This is a genomic window from Streptomyces sp. GbtcB7, assembly GCF_019091445.1.
GTDB lineage: Bacteria > Actinomycetota > Actinomycetes > Streptomycetales > Streptomycetaceae > Streptomyces > Streptomyces mirabilis.
In genome coordinates this window covers 145,187-164,854 of sequence record NZ_JAGXJM010000020.1, presented here as the reverse complement: position 1 = coordinate 164,854, position 19,668 = coordinate 145,187, and the positions used below count along the sequence as shown (strand labels likewise).

12 protein-coding genes and 1 pseudogene are annotated in these 19,668 nt (G+C 70.1%); 5 read left to right on the top strand and 8 right to left on the bottom strand.

Going from position 1 to position 19,668, the window contains the following annotated elements; genetic code table 11:
• Positions 1-65 precede the first annotated feature (65 nt).
• Complete coding sequence (locus KVT44_RS30285; RefSeq protein WP_217570057.1) at positions 66-833, top strand: MBL fold metallo-hydrolase; 768 nt, start codon at positions 66-68, stop codon at positions 831-833.
• A 59-nt stretch (positions 834-892) separates the two neighbouring features.
• Entirely contained in the window at positions 893-1,447 is a 555-nt protein-coding gene (locus KVT44_RS30280; protein ID WP_190172588.1) for a cupin domain-containing protein, read from the top strand.
• A 149-nt stretch (positions 1,448-1,596) separates the two neighbouring features.
• Here KVT44_RS30280 and KVT44_RS30275 read toward each other — a convergent pair whose 3' ends face one another.
• From KVT44_RS30275 to KVT44_RS58450, 5 genes and pseudogenes are all read right to left on the bottom strand, one after another.
• The gene (locus KVT44_RS30275) at positions 1,597-4,608 is read right to left on the bottom strand and encodes a hypothetical protein (protein ID WP_217570055.1); all 3,012 of its coding nucleotides are present in this window, start codon (positions 4,606-4,608) and stop codon (positions 1,597-1,599) included.
• Between the two features lie 207 nt (positions 4,609-4,815).
• On the bottom strand, positions 4,816-7,902 hold the full coding sequence (locus KVT44_RS30270; protein ID WP_217570053.1) for an FG-GAP-like repeat-containing protein: 3,087 nt from the start codon (positions 7,900-7,902) through the stop codon (positions 4,816-4,818).
• A 343-nt stretch (positions 7,903-8,245) separates the two neighbouring features.
• Positions 8,246-10,555 (bottom strand): hypothetical protein, encoded by a 2,310-nt coding sequence (locus KVT44_RS30265; RefSeq protein WP_217570051.1) that lies wholly within the window; start codon positions 10,553-10,555, stop codon positions 8,246-8,248.
• A gap of 149 nt (positions 10,556-10,704) precedes the next feature.
• On the bottom strand, positions 10,705-11,007 hold the full coding sequence (locus KVT44_RS30260) for a hypothetical protein (protein WP_217570161.1): 303 nt from the start codon (positions 11,005-11,007) through the stop codon (positions 10,705-10,707).
• Positions 10,995-11,728: pseudogene (locus KVT44_RS58450) on the bottom strand (glycoside hydrolase family 15 protein); the annotation flags it as partial. The gene KVT44_RS30260 and the pseudogene KVT44_RS58450, both read right to left, overlap by 13 nt.
• A gap of 298 nt (positions 11,729-12,026) precedes the next feature.
• Between KVT44_RS58450 and KVT44_RS30245 the strand changes: the two are divergent.
• The 3 genes from KVT44_RS30245 (at position 12,027) to KVT44_RS30235 (ending at position 16,316) form a co-directional block, all read left to right on the top strand.
• Complete coding sequence (locus tag KVT44_RS30245) at positions 12,027-13,040, top strand: polyphosphate kinase 2 family protein (RefSeq protein WP_217570047.1); 1,014 nt, start codon at positions 12,027-12,029, stop codon at positions 13,038-13,040.
• Positions 13,041-13,106: 66 nt separating this feature from the next.
• Positions 13,107-15,827 (top strand): HAD-IC family P-type ATPase, encoded by a 2,721-nt coding sequence (locus KVT44_RS30240; RefSeq protein WP_217570045.1) that lies wholly within the window; start codon positions 13,107-13,109, stop codon positions 15,825-15,827.
• Positions 15,828-16,046: 219 nt separating this feature from the next.
• Positions 16,047-16,316, top strand: a complete 270-nt coding sequence (locus KVT44_RS30235; RefSeq protein ID WP_217570043.1) for a hypothetical protein — start codon at positions 16,047-16,049, stop codon at positions 16,314-16,316.
• On the opposite strand, the gene KVT44_RS30230 is transcribed toward KVT44_RS30235, so the two are convergent.
• The 3 genes from KVT44_RS30230 to KVT44_RS30220 all read right to left on the bottom strand — a co-directional run bounded on the left by KVT44_RS30230 (position 16,307) and on the right by KVT44_RS30220 (position 19,641).
• Positions 16,307-17,311 carry an MASE1 domain-containing protein gene (locus tag KVT44_RS30230; protein WP_190172596.1) on the bottom strand — a complete coding sequence of 335 codons (1,005 nt, stop codon included), beginning with the start codon at positions 17,309-17,311 and terminating at the stop codon, positions 16,307-16,309. The two genes, KVT44_RS30235 and KVT44_RS30230, sit on opposite strands and share 10 nt — an antisense overlap.
• Before the next feature lie 70 nt (positions 17,312-17,381).
• Positions 17,382-18,251: a PP2C family protein-serine/threonine phosphatase gene (locus KVT44_RS30225; protein WP_217570041.1), complete on the bottom strand. Its 870-nt coding sequence runs from the start codon at positions 18,249-18,251 to the stop codon at positions 17,382-17,384.
• A 133-nt stretch (positions 18,252-18,384) separates the two neighbouring features.
• Positions 18,385-19,641: a serine hydrolase domain-containing protein gene (locus tag KVT44_RS30220; protein ID WP_308314151.1), complete on the bottom strand. Its 1,257-nt coding sequence runs from the start codon at positions 19,639-19,641 to the stop codon at positions 18,385-18,387.
• Positions 19,642-19,668: the final 27 nt, after the last annotated feature.

Sequence of the window (19,668 nt, the reverse complement as noted above, 5' to 3'; positions counted from 1 at the left end):
CAGCACACCCTCTCATTCTGTTACAGTCGACTGTATTGAATATCGCTCGGTCGTCGGAGGCTTGCATGTCCCGTCCCGCGCCCACGCAGGTCGCACCCGGCGTCCACCGCCTCGGCGATCATGGCGTCAACTTCTACCTGATCGAGGACCCCGACGGTCTCGTCCTGGTCGACGCGGGAGTGCCCGCCCATCTGCAGCAGCTGCACACGCTGCTGGCCGACCTCGGCCACTCGATGGCCGACGTCCGCGCCGTACTGCTGACCCATGGTCACGCCGACCACACGGGGCTGGCCCACCCCCTCCAGGAAGCCGGCGCCGACCTCTGGATCCACGAGCGGGACGCCGTCATCCTGCGCGACGGCCCGCGGAGCTCGATGCGCCATGCCAAGCCCGAGCGTTCGATGCTCCCGTACCTGCTGCGCAGGCCCTCCGCGCTCGCCCTCCCCCTCCAGCTGGCCCGCGCCGGAGCCTTCACGGCTCCCGCGGTGCGGGGTGCGCTGGTCTTCTACGCCGACCAGGTACTGAAGGACGTCCCCGGCGCCCCGCAGGCCGTCGCACTGCCCGGCCACACACCCGGCAGCGCCGCGTACCTCTTCACCGACCGCGGGCTGCTCTTCACCGGCGACGCCCTGGTCACCGCCGACGGCTTCTCCGACCGCATCGGACCCACGATCGTGAGCCGCTGCTTCACCCACGACAGCCGGGCCGCGCTCACCGCCCTCGACGGTCTCGACGAACTGACGGCGGACCTGCTGCTGCCCGGGCACGGCGAGCCCTTCACCGAAGGCGTCCGAACCGCCACCCGACAGGCACGGCAGTTCGGTGTCCACTGACCCCATCACCTTCCATCACCTCCCAACACCCCTCTCAACATCCCTTCCAAGGACACGACATGAGTTCTGCACCGCCCGACAACAGCACGGCGACGCCGGATTACTACCGTCCGCGCGTCCTGCACGTCCCCGCCGAGAAAGGCGTGGTCAAGTGGATGTCCGGTGATGTCTACGAGACCATGGCGACGGCCGATTCCACCAACGGCGCACTGGGCTTCACGGTCTGCTGGGTGCCCCCGGGCGGCGGACCGGTGGCGCATGTGCACAAGAGTGCCGACGAATCCTTCTACCTCATATCGGGTTCGCTGGAATTCCTGAACGGCGATCAGACCTTCGTGGCGAACACCGGTGACTTCGTCTTCGTGCCGAGGGGCACGCGGCACCGGTTCCGGAACCTCACCGACGCACAGGCGCACATGGTGTCCTTCTTCACTCCCGGCGGAGGCGAGGGGCTGTGGCTGGAAGGCGGGGACGACCCCGTCCCCGGCGCGAAGCCCGAGTTCTGGCCGCCGGAGCGCGGCCTGGCGCTGGGCCCGCTCCTCGTACGCGAGGACATCGACATGGAGATCCTGCCCGAGGAAGCGGACTTCAACGGGCCCGCCGACGAAGCCTGAGCGAGGACGGCACAACGACAGCGCTCGGGCCGAGAGACCATCGGCCCGAGCGCCTTCTGAGGACGTGGCATGCGCGACACCACGGACGGGCCCTTCTTCGTCGTCTCGGGCACATGCCATCGAGCGGACCGACGCTCCGGGCGGTCGGGTCAGCGGGTGACCATCACGGCGTCCAGGGTGACGGTGGATCGTCCGGGTGTGCTGCCGGAGAGGATGCGCAGCTGCACCTTGTGGGTCTTGATCGTGGTGCCGAGTGTGCGGGTGAACACCACTTGGCGGTAGGCGGTCTTGGCGGCGTAGGTGTTCACCGTGCCGACCGTCTTTCCGTCCACCACGACCGCGAAGCGGCCGCCGTTCGACTTCCGGGTCGCCACTACGCGCAGTTGGGTGCCGTCCGCCGAGAAGGACACGTACGCACCCTTGGCGGCGGAGGTACGTTCGGTGCCCGACCAGGCGGCGGATGTCGCCACCGACTTCCAGCTGCCCGTGTAGTGCAGTGCCGCCGCACGGTCGTCGACCGGGACGCCGGTGGTCGCCGCCTTGCTCCAGGCGCCGGTCTGGCCGGCGTCGTCGTGAGCGCGGACGTAGAAGCGGTAGGTGAGTCCGGCCACCGGCTTCACGGGGCTGCCCGCCTTGCCGAAGACCGCGGAGGTGGCCGTGGTACCCGTGCGCCAGGTCTGGAGCGGCCCGAGCTTCCAGACACCCGCGCTGTCACGGGTGGCCACGCGCCAGCCGATGTCGTACGACTTCACACCCGCGGTCTTCGCCGACCAGGTGACCGGCACGGACGCGGTGGTCGCCGCGCTGCTCGCGACGGTCGGCGCGGTGACGGTGGCGGCAGGGGCGGCCCGGCGCAGGGTCACCTTGCCGGTGACGTCGGCCGCCGCCCGGCCGGTGACCGTGTCACGCACGGTCAGCGTCCAGGTGTACGCGCCCTCGGTGGCTGTTCCGCCCGTCTGTGTCGTTCCGTTCCACACCGGTGCGACCTTGCCGTCGGAGGCGGTACCGGTCAGGGAACGTACCTGCGTGGTGCCGGACTTGAGGGTGAGCGTCCAGCTCACCGACCGGTTGTAGGTCCAGGTGGGGACCCAGGTGTCGGCCGAGCCGTCGCCGTTGGGGCTGAAGCCGGTCGGGGCGGCGGCCGAGGCGGCGGTGGGAACGCCTGCCCAGGTCACGTGGGTGACGCCGGCGTCGTCCATCCAGGCCGCCCAGGGTGCGTCGCGGTCGACCGTCCAGCGTTCGGCGGCGGCGGAGGTGGCCTTCCCGGGGAGGGTGAACAGGGGGTGTGCTGTGGTCTCCGTGCCGGTCAGGGACTGGGCGTTCAGCGTGATGGCGCCGGTGTCCGAGGACTTGGTGAAGGTGTAGAGGACGTCCGTGCCGAGGATCGGCGTGAGTACGGAGGCGTCCACGGCGGTGCCGGTCGAGCTCCCCGCCTTGAGCAGCAGGCCGTTGGGGTAGGCGGCCCCGCAGGAGGGCAGCAGGATCCGGGAGCCGCGCGCCTGGAGGCCGCCGGGAAGGCAGTTCACGGTCGCGACGGTGGTGGCGGTGCCGGTGGCCAGGTCGGTCCGGCGGACCGACGAGGTGGACGTGGTGCCGTTGCGCACCGAGGAGTAGACGGCGCCGCCGTACAGGGCGGAGCCGGACGGCACACGCTGCGTGTGGCCGTCCGCGAAGGTGTAGAGGAGAAGGGTGCCGTTGGCCACGGTGGTCTTGTCCGACACCAGGGCGTGCGCACCGTCGAAGTCCGCGACGGTCACCACCGAGGCGTCCGCATAGTCCAGCGGTGTGCCGACCAGCGTGCCGTTCTCGTAGACCTGGAAGTGGCCCGCACCGCCGGCGTCCCCCTGCTCGACCAGGACCCGTCCGCCGGCCGCGGCCAGCGTCTGGTGCACCGGGCCGCCGGAGTACGCCAGTACTCGAGACGGCGTGCTCGCCGAGGCCCCGGAGGGGCCGACCGCCAGGCCTGAGCGGAGCAGGACTCCGTCCAGCCGGGACGAGTCGTCGGCCGTGTAGAGCGCGCCGTCGGACAGGGCCAGGGCGTCCAGCCTGGCGAGTCCGGCGGGGATGGTGGTGGCGTCGCCCGCGGTGGTGGAGACCCGGCCGTCGGTGAGGGTCTGGACCGCGGCGTCCACGTCGGGCCGGTAGAGCGCCGCCCGCATCCTGCCGTCGTCGCCGACCGCGACGTCGCTGAAGGTCCCGCCGAGGTCCTTCGCCGCCGTGGATCCGTCCCTGGACATCGCGAACAGTTCGTTCGAGGCGTCCGAATCGTTCCGCTGGTACCAGGCGAGGGTGTCGTCGCTGATCCAGCGCGCGCCGCTGACCGGCAGGGTGACCGTGGACGGGCCGTCCCCGGGCGCCGACCGCTGCCACTCGGTCAGGGTCGCCCCGTCGATGACCCCGACATGGCCCGGGGTGAACTCCAGGCCCTGCGGCAGCTCGTCGGTCGTGGGCTCCGCCACGGTGACCGTCGCGCCGGTGGCGAAGTCGACGTACACGATCTCGTGGCCCCAGCCGGGCGCGGTCCGCCGGAGGACCAGGGCGCCCTGTGCGTCCGAGGCGAGGACTTCGTACTGCTCGTCGTCGGACAGCAGTGTCCGGTCCGCACCGCCGGGTGTGCGCAGTACCAGGCGCACCCGGTAGGCGGAAGCATCGTCGTCGTAGCTCTGCTGGACGAGGATGCCGTCGCCGGCCTGCCCGCGGTAGCGCTCGTCCCCTACGGCTCCCGAACTGTCGTAGGCGACCGGGAGAACGTCCTCGTCACCGGAGTCGAGGTGGCGCAGGGCGACATGGTCGGCGAGAGCGCCGTTCGGGTTGGTGGAGGTGGCGACGGCCACCACGCCGTCCTGGACGGACACCGCGTCGACGTTCACCGGTTCGCCGTCGTCCGCGAGCCGGCCGAGGTCCTGAGGGGTGCCTCCGGAGACGGCGAGCCAGCCGTGTGCCGAAGTGTCGGCGGAGGTCTTCTGACGCCAGACGACCGCCGGTCCGGAACCGGATATGTCGTCCGCCTTGGGCACGGAGGTCGTCCGCGCGGCCAGCGTGGTCGACACGTCGGTCGCGGGCACGGCGACGGCCGAGACAGGGGTGACAGCCTGGGCCACGGCGAGCGCCGTGAGGGCTGCTACCGGGACAGCGAGGAAGCGGCGTCTGTGGGAAGGCATGGCAGCCCGATCTCTCTTCGAACTCTCTTCGAACGTCAAGGCGGGGATTGTCACACAGAGGTCCGCCCCGCCCGGCGGCGGGATCTTGTTTCGCACCGGACCGAGGGCTTCGGGATCCGGTCATGCTCCTGGCCGCGGTCGTTTCTCGACGAATTCACCCAGGTCAGCAGCCGGGTAGCCCCACCAGCGCCGTCGCAGGCCGGGACGTCAGAACACGCCCTTGTACGCCTGCCACCCCGAGGCGATCTTCGTGCGGGGCCCGAACGACCCTGAGCCGTTCCCGCTGTTACGCCACAGGTTGCCGGAGGTGTCGCGGGAGACAATGTCGGCCTTGCCGTCGCCGGTGATGTCGCCGACGCCCACGACGACGTTGTACGACGCGCCCCAGCCGGAGGCCACCTTCACGCGGGGCTTGAAGGCGCCGGAGCCGTTGCCGTCGTAGCGCCAGAGAGTGTTGGAGCGGTCCTGAGCCAGGAGGTCACCGCGGCCGTCGCCGTTGAAGTCCCCGACGCCCACGATCTTCTTGTAGCCCGACCAGTTCGCCGCGATCCGGACCCGTGCCGACAGCTTCCCCGTGCTCGTGCCCTTGTACAGGAACAACTCTCCCGTCGACGCCTTGCGCGCGATGAGATCGGGACGCCCGTCACCCGTGATGTCCCCGGGCGAGGTCAGCACGTTGTACTGGTTCCAGCCGGTGCCCAGCGAGGTGTGCGGGGTGCTCGTGAGGAAGGCCTGCCCGCGCATGGTCCGGTACACCCGCAGTTCGCCGCTGCTGAACCGGACGAGGATGTCGTTGCGGCGGTCGCCGTTGAGGTCGCCGAAGGGGACCAGGGTCACGGAGGAGGGCCAGCCCGAGGCCGCCATGGTCTTGCCGAAGCCGCCCGTGCCGTTGCCCGGCCGGTAGCCGACGGCTCCGGAGGAGGTGAGGGTCAGGGCGTCGCCGATGCCGTCGGGCGCCCAGCCGGCGCCGTTGGTGAAGTCGCGGCGCACGGCGGCTCCGTCGGACACCCGCACCGACTGGGACACCGTCAGCGCGGGACCCGAACCGTCGGCGGGCGGGGCCGTCAGCTTGAAGGTGTACGTGCCGTTGGGGACGAGCGCGCCCTTGCTGTCACGGGTGTCCCAGTACGCGGTCAGGTTGCCGCTGACCTCGCCGCCGGAGAGCGTACGGACCACGGCGCCGGTGGCCTTGCTGGTGAGCGTGGCCTGCCAGGAGGCGGCGGGCTTGGAGAGCAGTCCGCGCCACTGCCACCACGGGTCGGTGGCCGCGCTGCTCTCCCCCGCGTTGTTGGTCACCTCGGACTCGATGGCAGAGAGCCGCTGGGTGGCCACCGCGCTGGGCACCAGGTGGATCCGCTCGTCCGCGTCGACGTAGGCCGCGGGCCCGCCGAACTTGTCCACGGTCCAGGTCACCCCGCGCAGGCTGGAGGTGCCCGCCGCGAGGTCGCCGATCTTCCGGGTGGTCGCGGTGCCGTCGGCGAAGGCGGTGAGCTGGAGCGCCCCGGCCGTGGTGTCGTGCCGGACGAGGTAGCCGTCGCCGAGCAGCGCCTGGCCGACGGGGACGGGGATGTTCTTCTTGGCCGTACGGTCCCAGACGCCTGCCGTCGCGGTCGGTCCGCAGGACCAGTAGATCCAACGGCCCACCGCCTGAAGCTCCTTGGGGACGCAGGGGGCGCCGGTGGAGACGGTGTCGGTGGTCTTGCCGGTCTTCAGGTCCTTGGCGGTGAGGACACCGGTGCCGGAGCCCGGCGTCCACAGGCTGGTCCCCCAGACGGAGGCGGCCGTGACGGAGCGGGTGAGGATCGGCTCCAGGTCGGTGTAGACGCCGAGGTCGCCGACGTACTGCTTGGCGGGCGAGGTGCCGTTGACGACGGCGTAGCGGCCGGTGGCGTCGAGGACGGTTCCGCCGGTCGAGGGCAGATAGAAGAAGCCGGCCGGGTCGGTCGTGTCGATGGACTGGACGAACGAGCCGACGGGGTCGGAGTCGGCGGTGAACGTCACCGCGCGGCCGTCCCCGGTGGCGTACGGGCCCACGCCGAGGTTGTCCCCCTTCCGCCGGGTCGGCGTGGACGGCGTTCCGTCGGCGGCGATCCGCCGGGTGTAGTAGCCGCCTCTGAAGCCGCTGTTGGGCTCGTCGGTGGCCAGGGTTCCGTTCTGCAGCGACAGTTGGGCGATCCTCGCGGCCATGGGCGGTACGGGGGTCGACTCCGTCAGCGTCGGGGTGTCCGCCCCGGTGTCGGTGATCCGGCGTACCGCCCAGTGTTCGGCGTCGGTGCCGCCGACGGCCAGCAGACCGCCGTCCGGTGCCGTGACGAGGGAACTGTTCGCGTGCCGGAGCAGGGTGATCGGGTCACCGCCGGTGAGGGGGACGGCCATGAGCCGCTCGCCGGACCTGTCGCCGATGTCGCTCGGGCTGATCGGCACGTCACGGGCCACCACCAGCCAGCGTCCGGCGATGCCCGCGGTCGGAGTGCCCTCCGTGCCGGGCAGTGTCACCTTCGTCTCGGCGGCGGAGAGGTCGGCGCGGTCCAGGACGTGGGCCACCGGGTTGTCGTACCGGTACCAGACCAGGCGGTCCTCGCTCAGCGCGACGGCGGTCGGAGCGGCGGACACGGCCACGTCACCGGTGACGCGCGCGGTGGCCAGGTCCACGAGCGCCAGATGCCGTTCGCCGCTCGCCGACCCGTAGCCGATGACGGCGGTGGTGCTGTCGCCGCCCAGCACGGCGAAGTTGGTGGTGATTCCGGTCGGCCAGCCGTCGACGAGGGTGCCCTCGGCGGGCGCGCCGTCGCCGTACAGCCACAGCACGCGGTTGCCTGCGGTGTCCCGGGCCTGGGTCAGCACATGGGTGCCGAAGGTGGCTGTGTACGAGCCGTGGGTGAGGGCGACATCCGTGGCGGTACCGGCGGAGAGGTCCCTGAGGACGACCTTCTGAGTGGGGGAGACGGCATCGGCCACGACGTCGGACGACGATCCCAGGTACGCGGCGAGTCCGTCCCGGGGCAGGTCGCCCAGTTCGGTCGTCGTGCCGGTGTCGTACGACGTCCACAGGTAGCCGGAACGATCCTCCTGGGCATGCAGATAGCCGCTGGGGCCGGCACTGTAGATCCGGTCCCCGCGCGGTACGTAGCGGTCCGCCTGGAAGACCTTCTCCGCCGCGAGGGCGGTGCCCCCGACACCGTTGTCCGCGTCGGCCGTGACGGCGAACGGGCCAGGACCGGCGGTCACGGCGAGGACTGCCAACGCGGCGACGACGCCACGGGCGGTGGCACGGGCGGTGGTACGACGGGCCATCGTCGCCTCCTGGGCCTCTGAACAGAAAAAGGCGTGACGGAACGGCGGTGGCCGATCAGGCGCGCGTCGACGGTGCTGCGAAAATGCCCAGCCCCCCAGCTGCCCCCCATGCACAGCGGCACGAGAGTAACAGCAAGCCCAGGCCCATCAGGAGCACCGGAGAAGGGGATCGCGGAGTGGGCCACGGCTCGACCACCGCATGGGGTCAGGGCTCAATTGCCGCCGGAAGAAGGCGTGCTGGGAACCTGCGCCTGCCCCATCACCGAGCTGGAGTTCTTCTGGCGCCGGAGCTGTGCGCAGGGGCTTGCGTTGTGGGTGTTGGACGAGCCCGAGGGCTTTGGCCTCATGAAGGGCTGCCGGGGCGGATCGTGAGGTAGGTCCACTGGCTCCACGCGCCGGTGGTCTGTGCGTCCTTGGTCGGTGGGGTGTAGTGGCCGCGGATCCGGTAGTGGTCGTTGCTCGCGAAGAGCTTCAGGGCCCGGCCGTAGCCGTACCAGCCGTCGCCGTACCAGGGCACGCAACTCTGTGAGGTGGCCTGATGCCAGGCCCCCGAGTAGTAGTGCTCGAGGTACACCGTGGTGCAGCCGCCGGACTGATGGGGAGTGACCTGGAGGTCGAAGCCCATGTTGACTTCGGACTTGTAGAAGACCTGGTAGGTGGTGGATCCGATGCGGGTGGTCGCAAGCGGGTACTGCATCGCCGTCCGGACCGTCGGCGTGAGGGTCGCCGTGGTGGTCGCCGTGCGCGGCGCGTAGCGGTAGTCGCCCGCGAAGGCCGCGCTGAAGACGGTGTTGCGGGTGACCTTGTAGTACGCGACGAGGTTCCCGTGCGCGTCGACCTTGCCGCTCTTGAGCTGCGCCCGCGGCTTGCCCGCGGGCTGGTCGTACAGCGTCACGAGACGCGAGTTGTACGTGGTCCCCAGGTGCGCGGTGACCTTGACGGTCGCACCAGAGTGGTACGACTTCGCGTCGGTCGTCACACTCAGACTCGGAGTGGCTCGGGACACCTGCACCTTCGCCGACGCCGTGACCGGAAGGTAGGACGTGCCACCGTCGTAGGTGAAGGCGTAGGTGTTCGCACCGCCGACCTGCGGGGTGTCGTGGAAGGCGAAGCTGCCGTCGGCGGCGAGCGGCACGGTGCCCACCGAATAGCCCGAGGGGTGTGCCAGGTCCGTCTTGACGACATGGACCGCGCCGGTCCTCACGTGCGCGTGCGGCCAGGTCAGACGCCCGGTGACGGTCGTCGGCGCGGCTCGGCCGGCGGTGGACGCGGCGGTCAGCGCCATGGTGGGCGCGTACTTCGCGACGGGCATGTCGAAGGTCTGGGCGGCGGGGCCGTAGTGGCCGCTTCCGGAATAGTCGACGCGGAAGCTCAGTGGACCGGTGAGGGGAGCGGTGCCGGAGACGTAGTAGGAGCCGAAGAAGTCGGACGGCATGCGTGCCGGGGTGGTCGTCGGGTCCGGGATGAGCACGCCGTCCGGATCGGCGGCGTCGTAGCGGGTGATCCGTACGGCGCCCGGAATCATGGATTCTCCGGCGCCGAGGCTGAGGGGCGAATCGAAGCCCGCCCGGAACGAATAGGCCTCACCGGGGGCGAGCGGAGTGGCGGTCGCTCGTCCGTAGAGATGGACCCACGCGGTTTCCGTGTTACGAGCTGTCCGGAGCCTCGGTGCTCCCCCGGAGGCGTCCACGCCCACGGCGTAGAGCCGGCTCCCGTCCGGCGCCCAGGCGAGGCCGTGTACGGCCAGGCTCACCGGATACCCGAATTCGTACTGCTCGTAGGAGCCCTCACCCGTTTCCGGAAATGTCTCGAACGCGTAGTAGTTCTCGCCGCCGGCCACGGTGCCGTCCGGGGCCACGGCGACAGCGCTGGGGCCCACCGCCATGGCGAATCGCCCGTCCACCGCCAGATCCGAGGTGCGGTACCGATGGTCGCTCGCGCCCAACCAGGACGAGACCGCCAGGTGCAGCCCGTCCGCCGTGACCGCGAAGTCGCTCAGGTCGGGGACGGGCAGCGCCTTCGCGGCCTGCCGGGTCAGCGCACCGCCCTCGGCCTGGTACGTGACGAAGGCGGAGGTGTCGCCCGTCTGCACGGCGGCCGCGAGTACGCCGGAGGGCGTCGGGGTCGTCGCCAGCGTCGGCGGTGCTGCCCAAGTACCGGAACCCTGCCGCAAAGTGACCGTACCGGACCCGTCGACGGACCCGATGCCGCCGTCGCCTGCCGTGCCGTACCCGAACCAGAGAGTGCCCCCGGCGACGGCCAGCGAGTCCGGACGGGTGCCCGCGCCCGTGCCGTAACGAGCCGACTCGGTCAGGTTCTCCGTGCCGATCGCCGCGATCGCGTCCTGGCCCGGGAGAGCCGCGTACAGCGCGGATCCGTCGTCGGAGAGGGCGAGACCGGTGGCACCCGGCTCACCACTGATCATCGTCGGGTTCCCGCCGTCCAGGTCGGTGACGAGAATGCCGTCGGTGCCGGCGCCGCCGCTGATGAACAGGTGTCCGTGCGGAGCGTCCACGACCATGTGCGCGAAGTGCGCGATCGGCAACGGTACGTCCGACGCCGCGTACGAGTCGACCGCGCCGGGACCGATGACGGTGGTCAGTCCCAGGAGTAGCGCTGCGGCGGTCGGCGGCGAGAATCGCACCAGCTTCATGAAAGGCCCCCACATAACCTTCACGATCAAGGAGCGCAACCTAGCACGGGGAGGGTCCGACGCCGGCAGGGGGCGGGGGCCGGAAACCGGCCCGCGACGCACGTGCCGTCGCTTCCCAACTCGAGGGTCTTCACGGCACATTGGGGTGACTAAGCGCTCGTCCTGGGGGCTGTGGTCCGAGGGGTGCGCCCGGTGCTGGATCCCGTTTCCCGAGGGAGGAACACTGCCGCGGCCAGACCGCCGAGGCCGAAGACCGCCAGGGTGATCATCGCGGCGGCGAGTGCGCCGAGGACCAACAGGGCGATCATGAGCCAGATGTTGTTGTCCGCGGTCAGGATGCCCATGACGACGAGGACGAGGCCGACGGCCGAGAGGACCGCGCCGACGATGTCGAAGGAACGGGGCGGGAGAAGTCGGTCGCCGCGCGGACGGCGCGGTCGAACGCCACCCATGTCATCAGCCGGCTGTAGGTGAAGTTCTGACGGCCGCCGCGGATCTCTCAAATGCCTTCGTCCGGCTGCTCCCAGTTGTCGGCGAGCCAGTCCAGGACGTCACTCAGCGCTTTCCACCCGCGGATCGCACCGATGTCACCGCCCACGATGAGGGCGTCCAACGCCTCGCCGTAGATATCGAGTTGCAACTGGTCGGCCGCCGCGTTGCCCGCCCGCACCGGACGGGACCCTAGGTAGCCCTCCAGGTGGTCGAGGGTCTCTTTGCGCTCGCGCAGCCAGCGGCGGAAGGCGTGCGCCTCCTCCTGGAAGCCCAGATCGATCAACGCCCTGACGGACAGCCAGAAGGCGCGGCACGTCTCGAATGCGTCGGCGACCCCTTCCAGGGACGGGCGCTGTGGGGCGGGATCGCTGCTTGCTGTGCTGGTCAGCACCACTGCGGCCGTCTGGCCGGCGGACAGGGTGAAGCGAGCGGTGATGTCGTTTTCAGCTGCCGGACCGTCATGCCGTCGCCGTTCCCGTTCCCGTTGCCGTCCGGGGCCGGGGACTCCGCGGCGGGACGGCAATGCCCTCCGCGTTCGCTGTCCAGGAGTGAGGCGAAGAGGCTGGGCGAGTCGAAGCGGGGCGTGCACCACCAGTCGATGGTTCCGCCGGACGACACCAGGGCGGCGGTCTGGAGATCGCCGACCATGCCGTGCTCCGCGATGGGCGGGTATCGGTTCACAAGATCTCCCTGCTCGCTCCGACGCGCTGCGGCAGCTCGGGCAGGCACACATCGGCGACCTGTCCACGCCAAGCGTTCGACACTGCCGTGGCCGTCGCCTCACCCGCGACGGGTGAAACCGGAACCGGGCGCACGATGTGTACTCGGCCTCAAAGGGCGATCTTGTCGGGGCGAGCAGACAATGAGCGCGAGGGAATCCGGAACTTGGTGCCCGTGAGGGAATCCGGAACATGGTGGCGCGGCTGAGGGCCGCCTGCCCCTCGGTCGAACGCCGGTCCCGGAAAAGGACTGATAAGTGATGTCGGACGAGAGAGCCGAACGCATCGCGGATTTCATCGGGTCGCTGATCGGGCCACTACGGGTGGAACCGGGGGCGGAGGTGCGCCTGGACCGGGACTTCGATCCTCGCTACAAGGCCGGTCTGAAGAAGCGGGACGGGATCGAGCTGCTGCGGACCGGGGTGTCGTTGCTGGCCGAGTACCAGGAGCGGCTGGCCGCCCAGGACACGTACGGCGTACTGCTCTGCCTCCAGGCACTCGACGCCGGAGGCAAGGACGGGACGATCCGCCACGTGATGAGCGGCGTCAATCCCCAAGGCGTACGGGTCAGCAGTTTCAAGGTGCCCTCCACCGAGGAACTCGACCACGACTACCTGTGGCGTTACGCCCAGCGGCTGCCCACGCGCGGCGAGATCGCCATCTTCAACCGCTCGCACTACGAGGAGGTTCTCGTGGTGCGAGTCCACCCCGAGAACCTGGTCCGGCAGAAGCTGCCGGACGACACACTCGGGCCGGGCATATGGGACCGGCGCTACCGGGAGATCAACCACTGGGAGCGCTACCTCACGGACAACGGGTTCAAGGTGGTGAAGATCTTCCTGAACCTGTCCAAGGAGGAGCAGCGCACCCGCTTCCTGAAGCGGATCGACCTGCCGGAGAAGAACTGGAAGTTCTCCGCGGCCGACGTCCGGGAGCGGCGCCGGTGGGACGACTACCAGCACGCGTTCTCCGAAATGCTGTCGGCCACGAGTACGAAGTGGGCGCCGTGGTACGTCGTGCCGGCGGACCGGAAGTGGTTCGCGCGGATCTGCGCGGCGGCGGTCCTCGCTCACGCCTTGATCGACATCGATCCTCAGTACCCCGAGGTGGGGGAAGAGGCGCGGAACGAGCTGCTCGTCACCAAACGGGAGTTGGAGCAGGAAGCCCCCGCCGGGGCCCCGGCCGATCCGTACGCCTCCCGACATCCGTCGTCCGCTCGAGCCACCGGCCGACCGACGAAGAAGGCGAAGAAGGCGAAGAAGCAGCACGGCTAGGAGACCTGTCGGATCGGCGGACGACCCGCCCGGACGCATCCGCGACCACGGATCGGAGGCAGAACGATGACGGTGCGGTCGGATTCCGTGGGAGAACAGCCGCGGGCTTCGGGGGACAGCTGGTGCACGCACGCCCCCGAGGAGGTCGTGGCGGCGTTCGACGTCGATCCCGCGGTCGGTCTCTCCGCGGCACGAGCCGCGCAGCTCCTGAGCGCGCACGGCCCGAACTCGCTGCCCGAGGAGAGGCGAACTCCGGCCTGGCACCGGTTCCTCAAGCAGTACCGCAGTTACATGCAGATCGTCCTCGTGGCCGCGGCGATCGTCTCGCTGCTCATCGAACAGTGGACCACCGCGATCCTGCTGATCGTCCTGACCCTGCTGAACGCGGTCGTGGGCCTGCGTCAGGAGGGCAAGGCCGAGAGCGCGATGAACGCGCTGCAGTCGATGATGAAGGCCACGGCGCGGGTGCGCAGGGACGGGACGGAGGCCGAGATCCCCGCCGAACAGCTGGTCGTCGGCGACATCGTGCTCATCGCCGCCGGGGACCAGGTGGCGGCGGACGGACGCATCATCGAGGCCAGTGCCCTGCAGATCGACGAGTCGGCGCTCACCGGCGAGAGCGTTCCCGCCTCGAAGGACGCCCGCACGCTGCCGGGCCTCGGACCGGCACCCGGCGACCAGACGAACATGGCGTTCATGAACACCCCGGTCACCCACGGCAGCGGCGTACTCGTCGTGACCGCGACCGGCGCCGGAACCGAAGTCGGCAAGATCTCCGGGATGCTGTCGGCCACCGAGAAGGAGGTACCGCCGCTCGCCAGGGAGCTCGACGCCCTGACGCTGTGGATCACGGGGGCGGCGGGCCTGACCATGATCGTGATGTTCGCCCTGGGACGGCAACGGGACCAGGCCTGGGACGTCCTGTTCGTCAGCGCGGTCTCGCTGGCCATCGCCGCCATCCCCGAGGCCCTGCCGACCGTGACCCAGGCGATCCTGTCCGTCGGCAGCCTCAACCTGGCGAAGTGGAACGCCATCGTCAAGGAACTGCCGTCGGTCGAGACCCTGGCGTTCACGTCGGCGATCAACTCGGACAAGACCGGCACCCTGACGATGAACCAGATGACCGCCGTCGAAGTCGTCAGTCCCACCGACCGGTACACCGTCTCGGGCACGGGCTACGGGCTCGACGGGAAGGTCCACCATGCCGCGGGGTCCTCCACGGGCATCGAGGACGCGATCCTGCCGTATGTGGTGGCCGGCGACGCGAAGCTGGTGGACGGCAAGGTGGTGGGCGATCCCACCGAGGGCGCGCTGCTGGTGCTCGGGCACAAGGCCGGGCTGGACATCGACGCCACCAGGGAGAGCCTTCCCCGGCTCGCCACGCTGCCGTTCGACCCGGGCTACAAGCTGATGGCCACCTTCAACTCGGCGGTCGACGCCTCCGGGCGTCAGGTCGTCCGATGCTTCGTCAAAGGCGCGGTCCCGGCGGTGGTGGCGCGGGCCGCCACCGCGCTCGCGGCGGGCGAGACCATCCCGTGGAACGCCGAACTGGTCGCACGTGCCGAGGCGCAGACCGAACGGATGGGCGGCGAGGGTCGCCGGGTGATGGCCGCGGCCACCCGTGACCTGGACCCGGCCGACTTCGATCCGGACGGCGACCTGCTCGCGTACGTCACCGAGCTGCGGATGGTCAGTCTCGTCGGCATGGTCGATCCGCCCCGCGAGGACGCCAAGGCCGCCATCGCCGGCGCCCAGGCGGGGCACATCCGGGTCCGCATGGTGACCGGTGACGACGTCACCACCGGTGCGGCGATCGCGCGGCAGCTCGGCATTCCCGGCGAAGCGATCCTCGGCGCCGATTTCGCCGCCATGAGCGAGGACGAGCAACTCGCCCGTATCGACGGCATCGGTGTGGTGGGGCGCGTCGCGCCGGAGCACAAGGTGCTGCTCGCCGACACGCTCAAGAAGAAGGGCGATGTCGTGGCGATGACCGGGGACGGCGTCAACGACGCACCCGCCATCAAGGCCGCCGACATCGGTATCGCCATGGGCAGCGGCACGGATGTGGCGAAGAACGCCGGACGCATGATCCTCTCCGACGACAAGTTCGCCACCATCGTCTACGCCGTGGAGCAGGGCAGGAGAATCTACGACAACCTCACCAAGTACATCCGCTTCGTACTGCTCCTGCTGGTCACCTTCGTGCTGACCTTTCTCGGCGCCACCGTCTTCAACATCGCCGCCGGTGAACCCTTCACCCCGCCGCAGGTGCTGTGGATCCACTTCGTGGTCAACGCCTCCTTCGGCTTCGCGCTCGGCTTCGACCAGGAGAGCCCCGGGCTCATGCGACGCAGGCCGCGCCCCCGAGGGGAGTCGGTGCTCACCCGGCCCGTCCTGGTCACGGTCGGAATCGGCGGACTGGCGATCACCGTCGTGCTGCTCGGACTGATCAAGCTCGGTCAGACCCACTTCGACAACGTCGAGATCGGTCGGTCGATCGCGTTCACCGCCTTCGCCCTCTGTCTGATCGTGGCCGCGTTCGAGTGCCGCAGCGAGACGGATTCGGTGCTGACGACGTCCACCTTCGACAGCAAGCAGATGAACTGGGTGGCACTGGCCCAGTTCGCACTCGCGGTGCTGGTGACCCAGCTGGACGGCTTCCGCCGCATCCTCGGGACGACCCAGATCAACGCACGGCAGTTCGGCTGGGCGCTGCTGGCCGCCCTCGCGCTCCTGCTCCTGTGGGAACTGGGCAAGCTCCTGGCCCGTCGGTCGAGACGCACCTGACGCGTCCTCGAAGCCACCGAGCAGGACGCCGGCTTCGGCCACCGCTCGGACCAACTCGCCTTCACACAAGTCGTCGACGCCAGGGTCCGGGGGTCGTCCCGGGAAGCCGGGTCGTAGTCCACAGAGTGAGGCCGTCCGGGCGGAACCGGATTCTCGCCACCGACGTGGACCACGGCCTGGCCGACCGCTCCACGCCCGCCACCAGGTTCCGGGTCGCGGGTGTCGCCGGCTACGACGCCGACAGCGGACGCGCTCTGGTACGCCGACCTGGACCGCCACGGACACGCCTCCGTGCTCCTGCCGGACGGGTCGATCGCCGCGATCAGCAGTGGCCTGCTCAGCGGGCGGGCCGCCGTCGTGCAGCGGGTGCGCCCCGGCCATCACTGGAAGTCCGCCACCGTCACGGTCACCGAACGACGGCTTCACGCTGCGCCGGGTGGACGTGCGCCGACCGCGCCACCGGGCTTTCAAGGGCGGTGCTACTTCTGATGATCCCGCCCCTCCGGGCGGGAAGGTGGCCACTTGTCGAGCGTCTCGTCCGGCGCGAGCCGGGACAGCGCCTCCGCCAGTCGCCCGCAGGCCTCTTCGATCTCCCGGAGGGTGCGGTTCTGCTCGGTGACGACCGCCGAGAGCAGAAGGGCCGTCAGTGACACGGTGCCGTTGAAGGCCTGCAGGATGACCATCTTGGCGAGGAGATCGTGACTGGCGAACGGACCCGCCCCGGCGGCACCCGCGTCGATCGCGATCACGGAAGCGATCAGCGCACAGGGCGCGGCGCCGACCAGCTGGAAGCGGAAGGCGGCCCAGATCAGGAAGGGGACGACGAGAAAGAGAAGGGTGACCGTGCTGTGCGTGACCAGCACGCTGACCGCGGCCGTGCCGCCGACCAGGGCGATCGCCTCGACCCAGCGCAGGACAGGTGCGCCGCGTGGCCATCGGACGGTGCGCGCGGCCAGCAGCAACGGCGCGATGACCAGGACCCCCATCGCGTCGCCCGTCCACCACACCGACCAGGTGGGCCAGAAATCATGGGCAGGCAGCGCGCCGGAGGCCACCAGGGCTCCCGTACCGACCGTCGCGCTGATCACCATCCCGCTCAGGGCCCCGAGGAAGACCAGCGCCAGAGCGTCCTGCAGCCGGTCGAGTGCGGTATGGAATCCCACCCGCCGCAGGAGGAGGTAGGCGCAGACCGGGGCGAGCGTGTTGCCGACCGCGATGGCGAGCACGGGGAGGATCGACGGCCCGAGCATCACGTTCACCAGGAACGCCCCGAGAGCGATTCCTGGCCACATGCGAAGGCCCCAGAGCATCAGGACGACGACAGCGACGCCGGTGGGCGGCCAGAGCGGCGTGACCTGCCCTCGTACCAGTTGCTGCTCCAGCCCGATCTTGGCACTGACGTAGTAGGCGGCCGCGACGGCAGCCAGTTGCAGGCCCTTGACGGTGTACCGCCGGAGCCGCTCACCGCGCGCCGCATCGCTCATCCTCGCCCACCACAGCGGTCACACCGGGCGAAGCGTGCCGCACCGGGGTCGCACCTGCCACGCCTGCCGCTCATCTTTCGCCCTGCCGCTGGTCCTGGGACCGTCCGGAACACCGCTCGTCCCGGAGCCCTCCGTAACGAAGGACGAGGACCGCGGCGTCGTCGCTGTGGCCGGTGAGATCAGCCACCTTGATCACCTGCGCGGCCAGCTCATCGGGGTCGGTGCGACAGGCGCCGTTGACCAGGCCGACCACCTGTTCGAGGCCTTCCTCGATCGGATAGCTGGGGCCTTCCACCACGCCGTCGGTGAGCAGCACGAAGGCGCCCACGCCGGTGAGCCGTCGGCGGGTCGACGGGTAGCTCTCGCCGGCCCGGATGCCCAGCGGCAGGCCGCCGTCGTTCAGGACGATGTCGCAGGGGCCGTCCGCCATGGCCCAGACGGCGGGGACGTGACCGGCGCGGGCGTCGGCAAGCTCGCTCGTGACCGGGTCGAAGCGCAGGAACGAACAGGTCACGAACAGCCCGCAGTCCATGGCGACGAGCAGGTCGTTGGTGCGCCGGAGCACCTCCGCCGGGTCCGTGGTGGCGGTGGCGACGGCACGCAGACAGGTGCGCACCTGCCCCATGAGAGCCGCGGCCTCGACATCGTGGCCCTGTACGTCTCCGATCACGAATCCCACCGAGCCGTCCGGCATGAGGAAGCCGTCGTACCAGTCGCCTCCTATGTCCAGGCCGTCCCGTGCAGGTGCGTACCGTCCCGCCACGTGCAGGTATGGCAGGACCGGCAACTCGGCGGCGAGGACCTGGCGCTGCAGCGCGGCAGCGAGTTCCACGCGGGCCTGCTGGACCTTGATCCGGTCCAGTATCCGGCCGGTGAGATCACCGAGCGTGTTCAGCAGTTCTGCGGTCCCACTGGACGAATCGGTGCGGCGGCGAGGCATGGCATCACATTTCAGACTTTTTCGCATTTGCGCCGTAGGTCACGAGTTCACGTTACCCCTGTTACAGGCAGCTCATCCTGCCGACGCACACCGCGCTGCCACTGCCACGACCAGCGAAAACGGAGCGATGCGGTCAGTTCGTGGCCGGGACCACGGTGCCGAAGGAGGCGGCGGCGATCTGCTGGACGTAGCGGATCTCGGTGCCGTCGAGGTTGGTCGGGTTGACGGAGTAGACGACCTTGCGGGAGAGGTCGCGGGTGGCGAACACGCCGCTGGTCCAGCCGGGGCGGGAGCCGGTCTTGCCCCAGACCACGACACCGTTGGAGGCCTTCACCCTCATGATGCCCATGGTCATACAGGCACGGCCGGCGTCGGCCTCGGTGCGGCACTGGCTGCTGTGGAAGCTGGGGACGTCGGGGACGGTGAAGAGCTCGGCCTGCTGGGCCGGCGGGAGGAAACGGCCACGGAAGAGAGCGGTCATGAAACGGTCGAGGTCGGCGGGAGTGGAGATCATGCCGCCCTCGGCCCAGGGCCAGGGACTCTGTTCGGTGACGTCCACCGGGTGCGCGGTGCCGTCCGAGGACGTGACCGTCAGATAGCCGTGGGAGTGCGGGCCGGGCAGGCGCGGGTCGTCGGCGTCGGGGACGTAGGTGTCGCGCAGTCCGAGGGGCCGGGCGATCCGGGAGCGCACCTCGTGGGCGAAGGTGTGTCCGGTGATCTTCTCGACGAGCAGGCCGGCGACGTAGTAGTTCATCCCGTTGTACTGCTGCGCGGTGCCCGGCGTGAACTGCATGGGCTGGCCCGCCATCGTGTCGACCACCTGCTGCGGGGTGAAGCTCTTGAGGCGGTTGGCGGCGAACCACTCGGGGCTGCCGTCGCCGAAGTCCGGACTCGCGGCGCCGCGCGGCAGGCCGCTGGTGTGGTTGAGCAGCTGACCGACCTCGACGGGCGGCAGGTCGGCGGGCAGGACACCCGGCAGGTACTGCTGGACGGGCTTGTCCAGGTCGATCCGGTGCTCGGCGGCGAGCTGGAGGACGAGGGTGGCGGTGAAGACCTTGGAGATGCTGCCGATCCGGATGTGCGCGTCGGTCGGGACGCCCTGACCGGTCTCCAGGTCGCCCACGCCCGAGGTGCCCGACCAGTGGCCCGCGCTGCCGGTGATCCGCAGCAGCGCGCCGGTGACGTCCGCGTTCGGCAGGCCACCGATGGCCGCCCGGAGCTTTGCCGGGTCGAGCCCGGGCAGCGGCGCGTCGGTCGCGGCGGCGGTGGCGGGCACTGGTGCCGGGGTGACGGCAGAGGCGGGAGCGGCCGTACCCGCGGCCAGGGCGACCAGCACGGCGCCGGACGCGGCCACGGTGGACCAACGGGTATGGGCGGCAAAGGAGTTCACGGTGAGGCTCTCCAGAGTGGTGGCGAT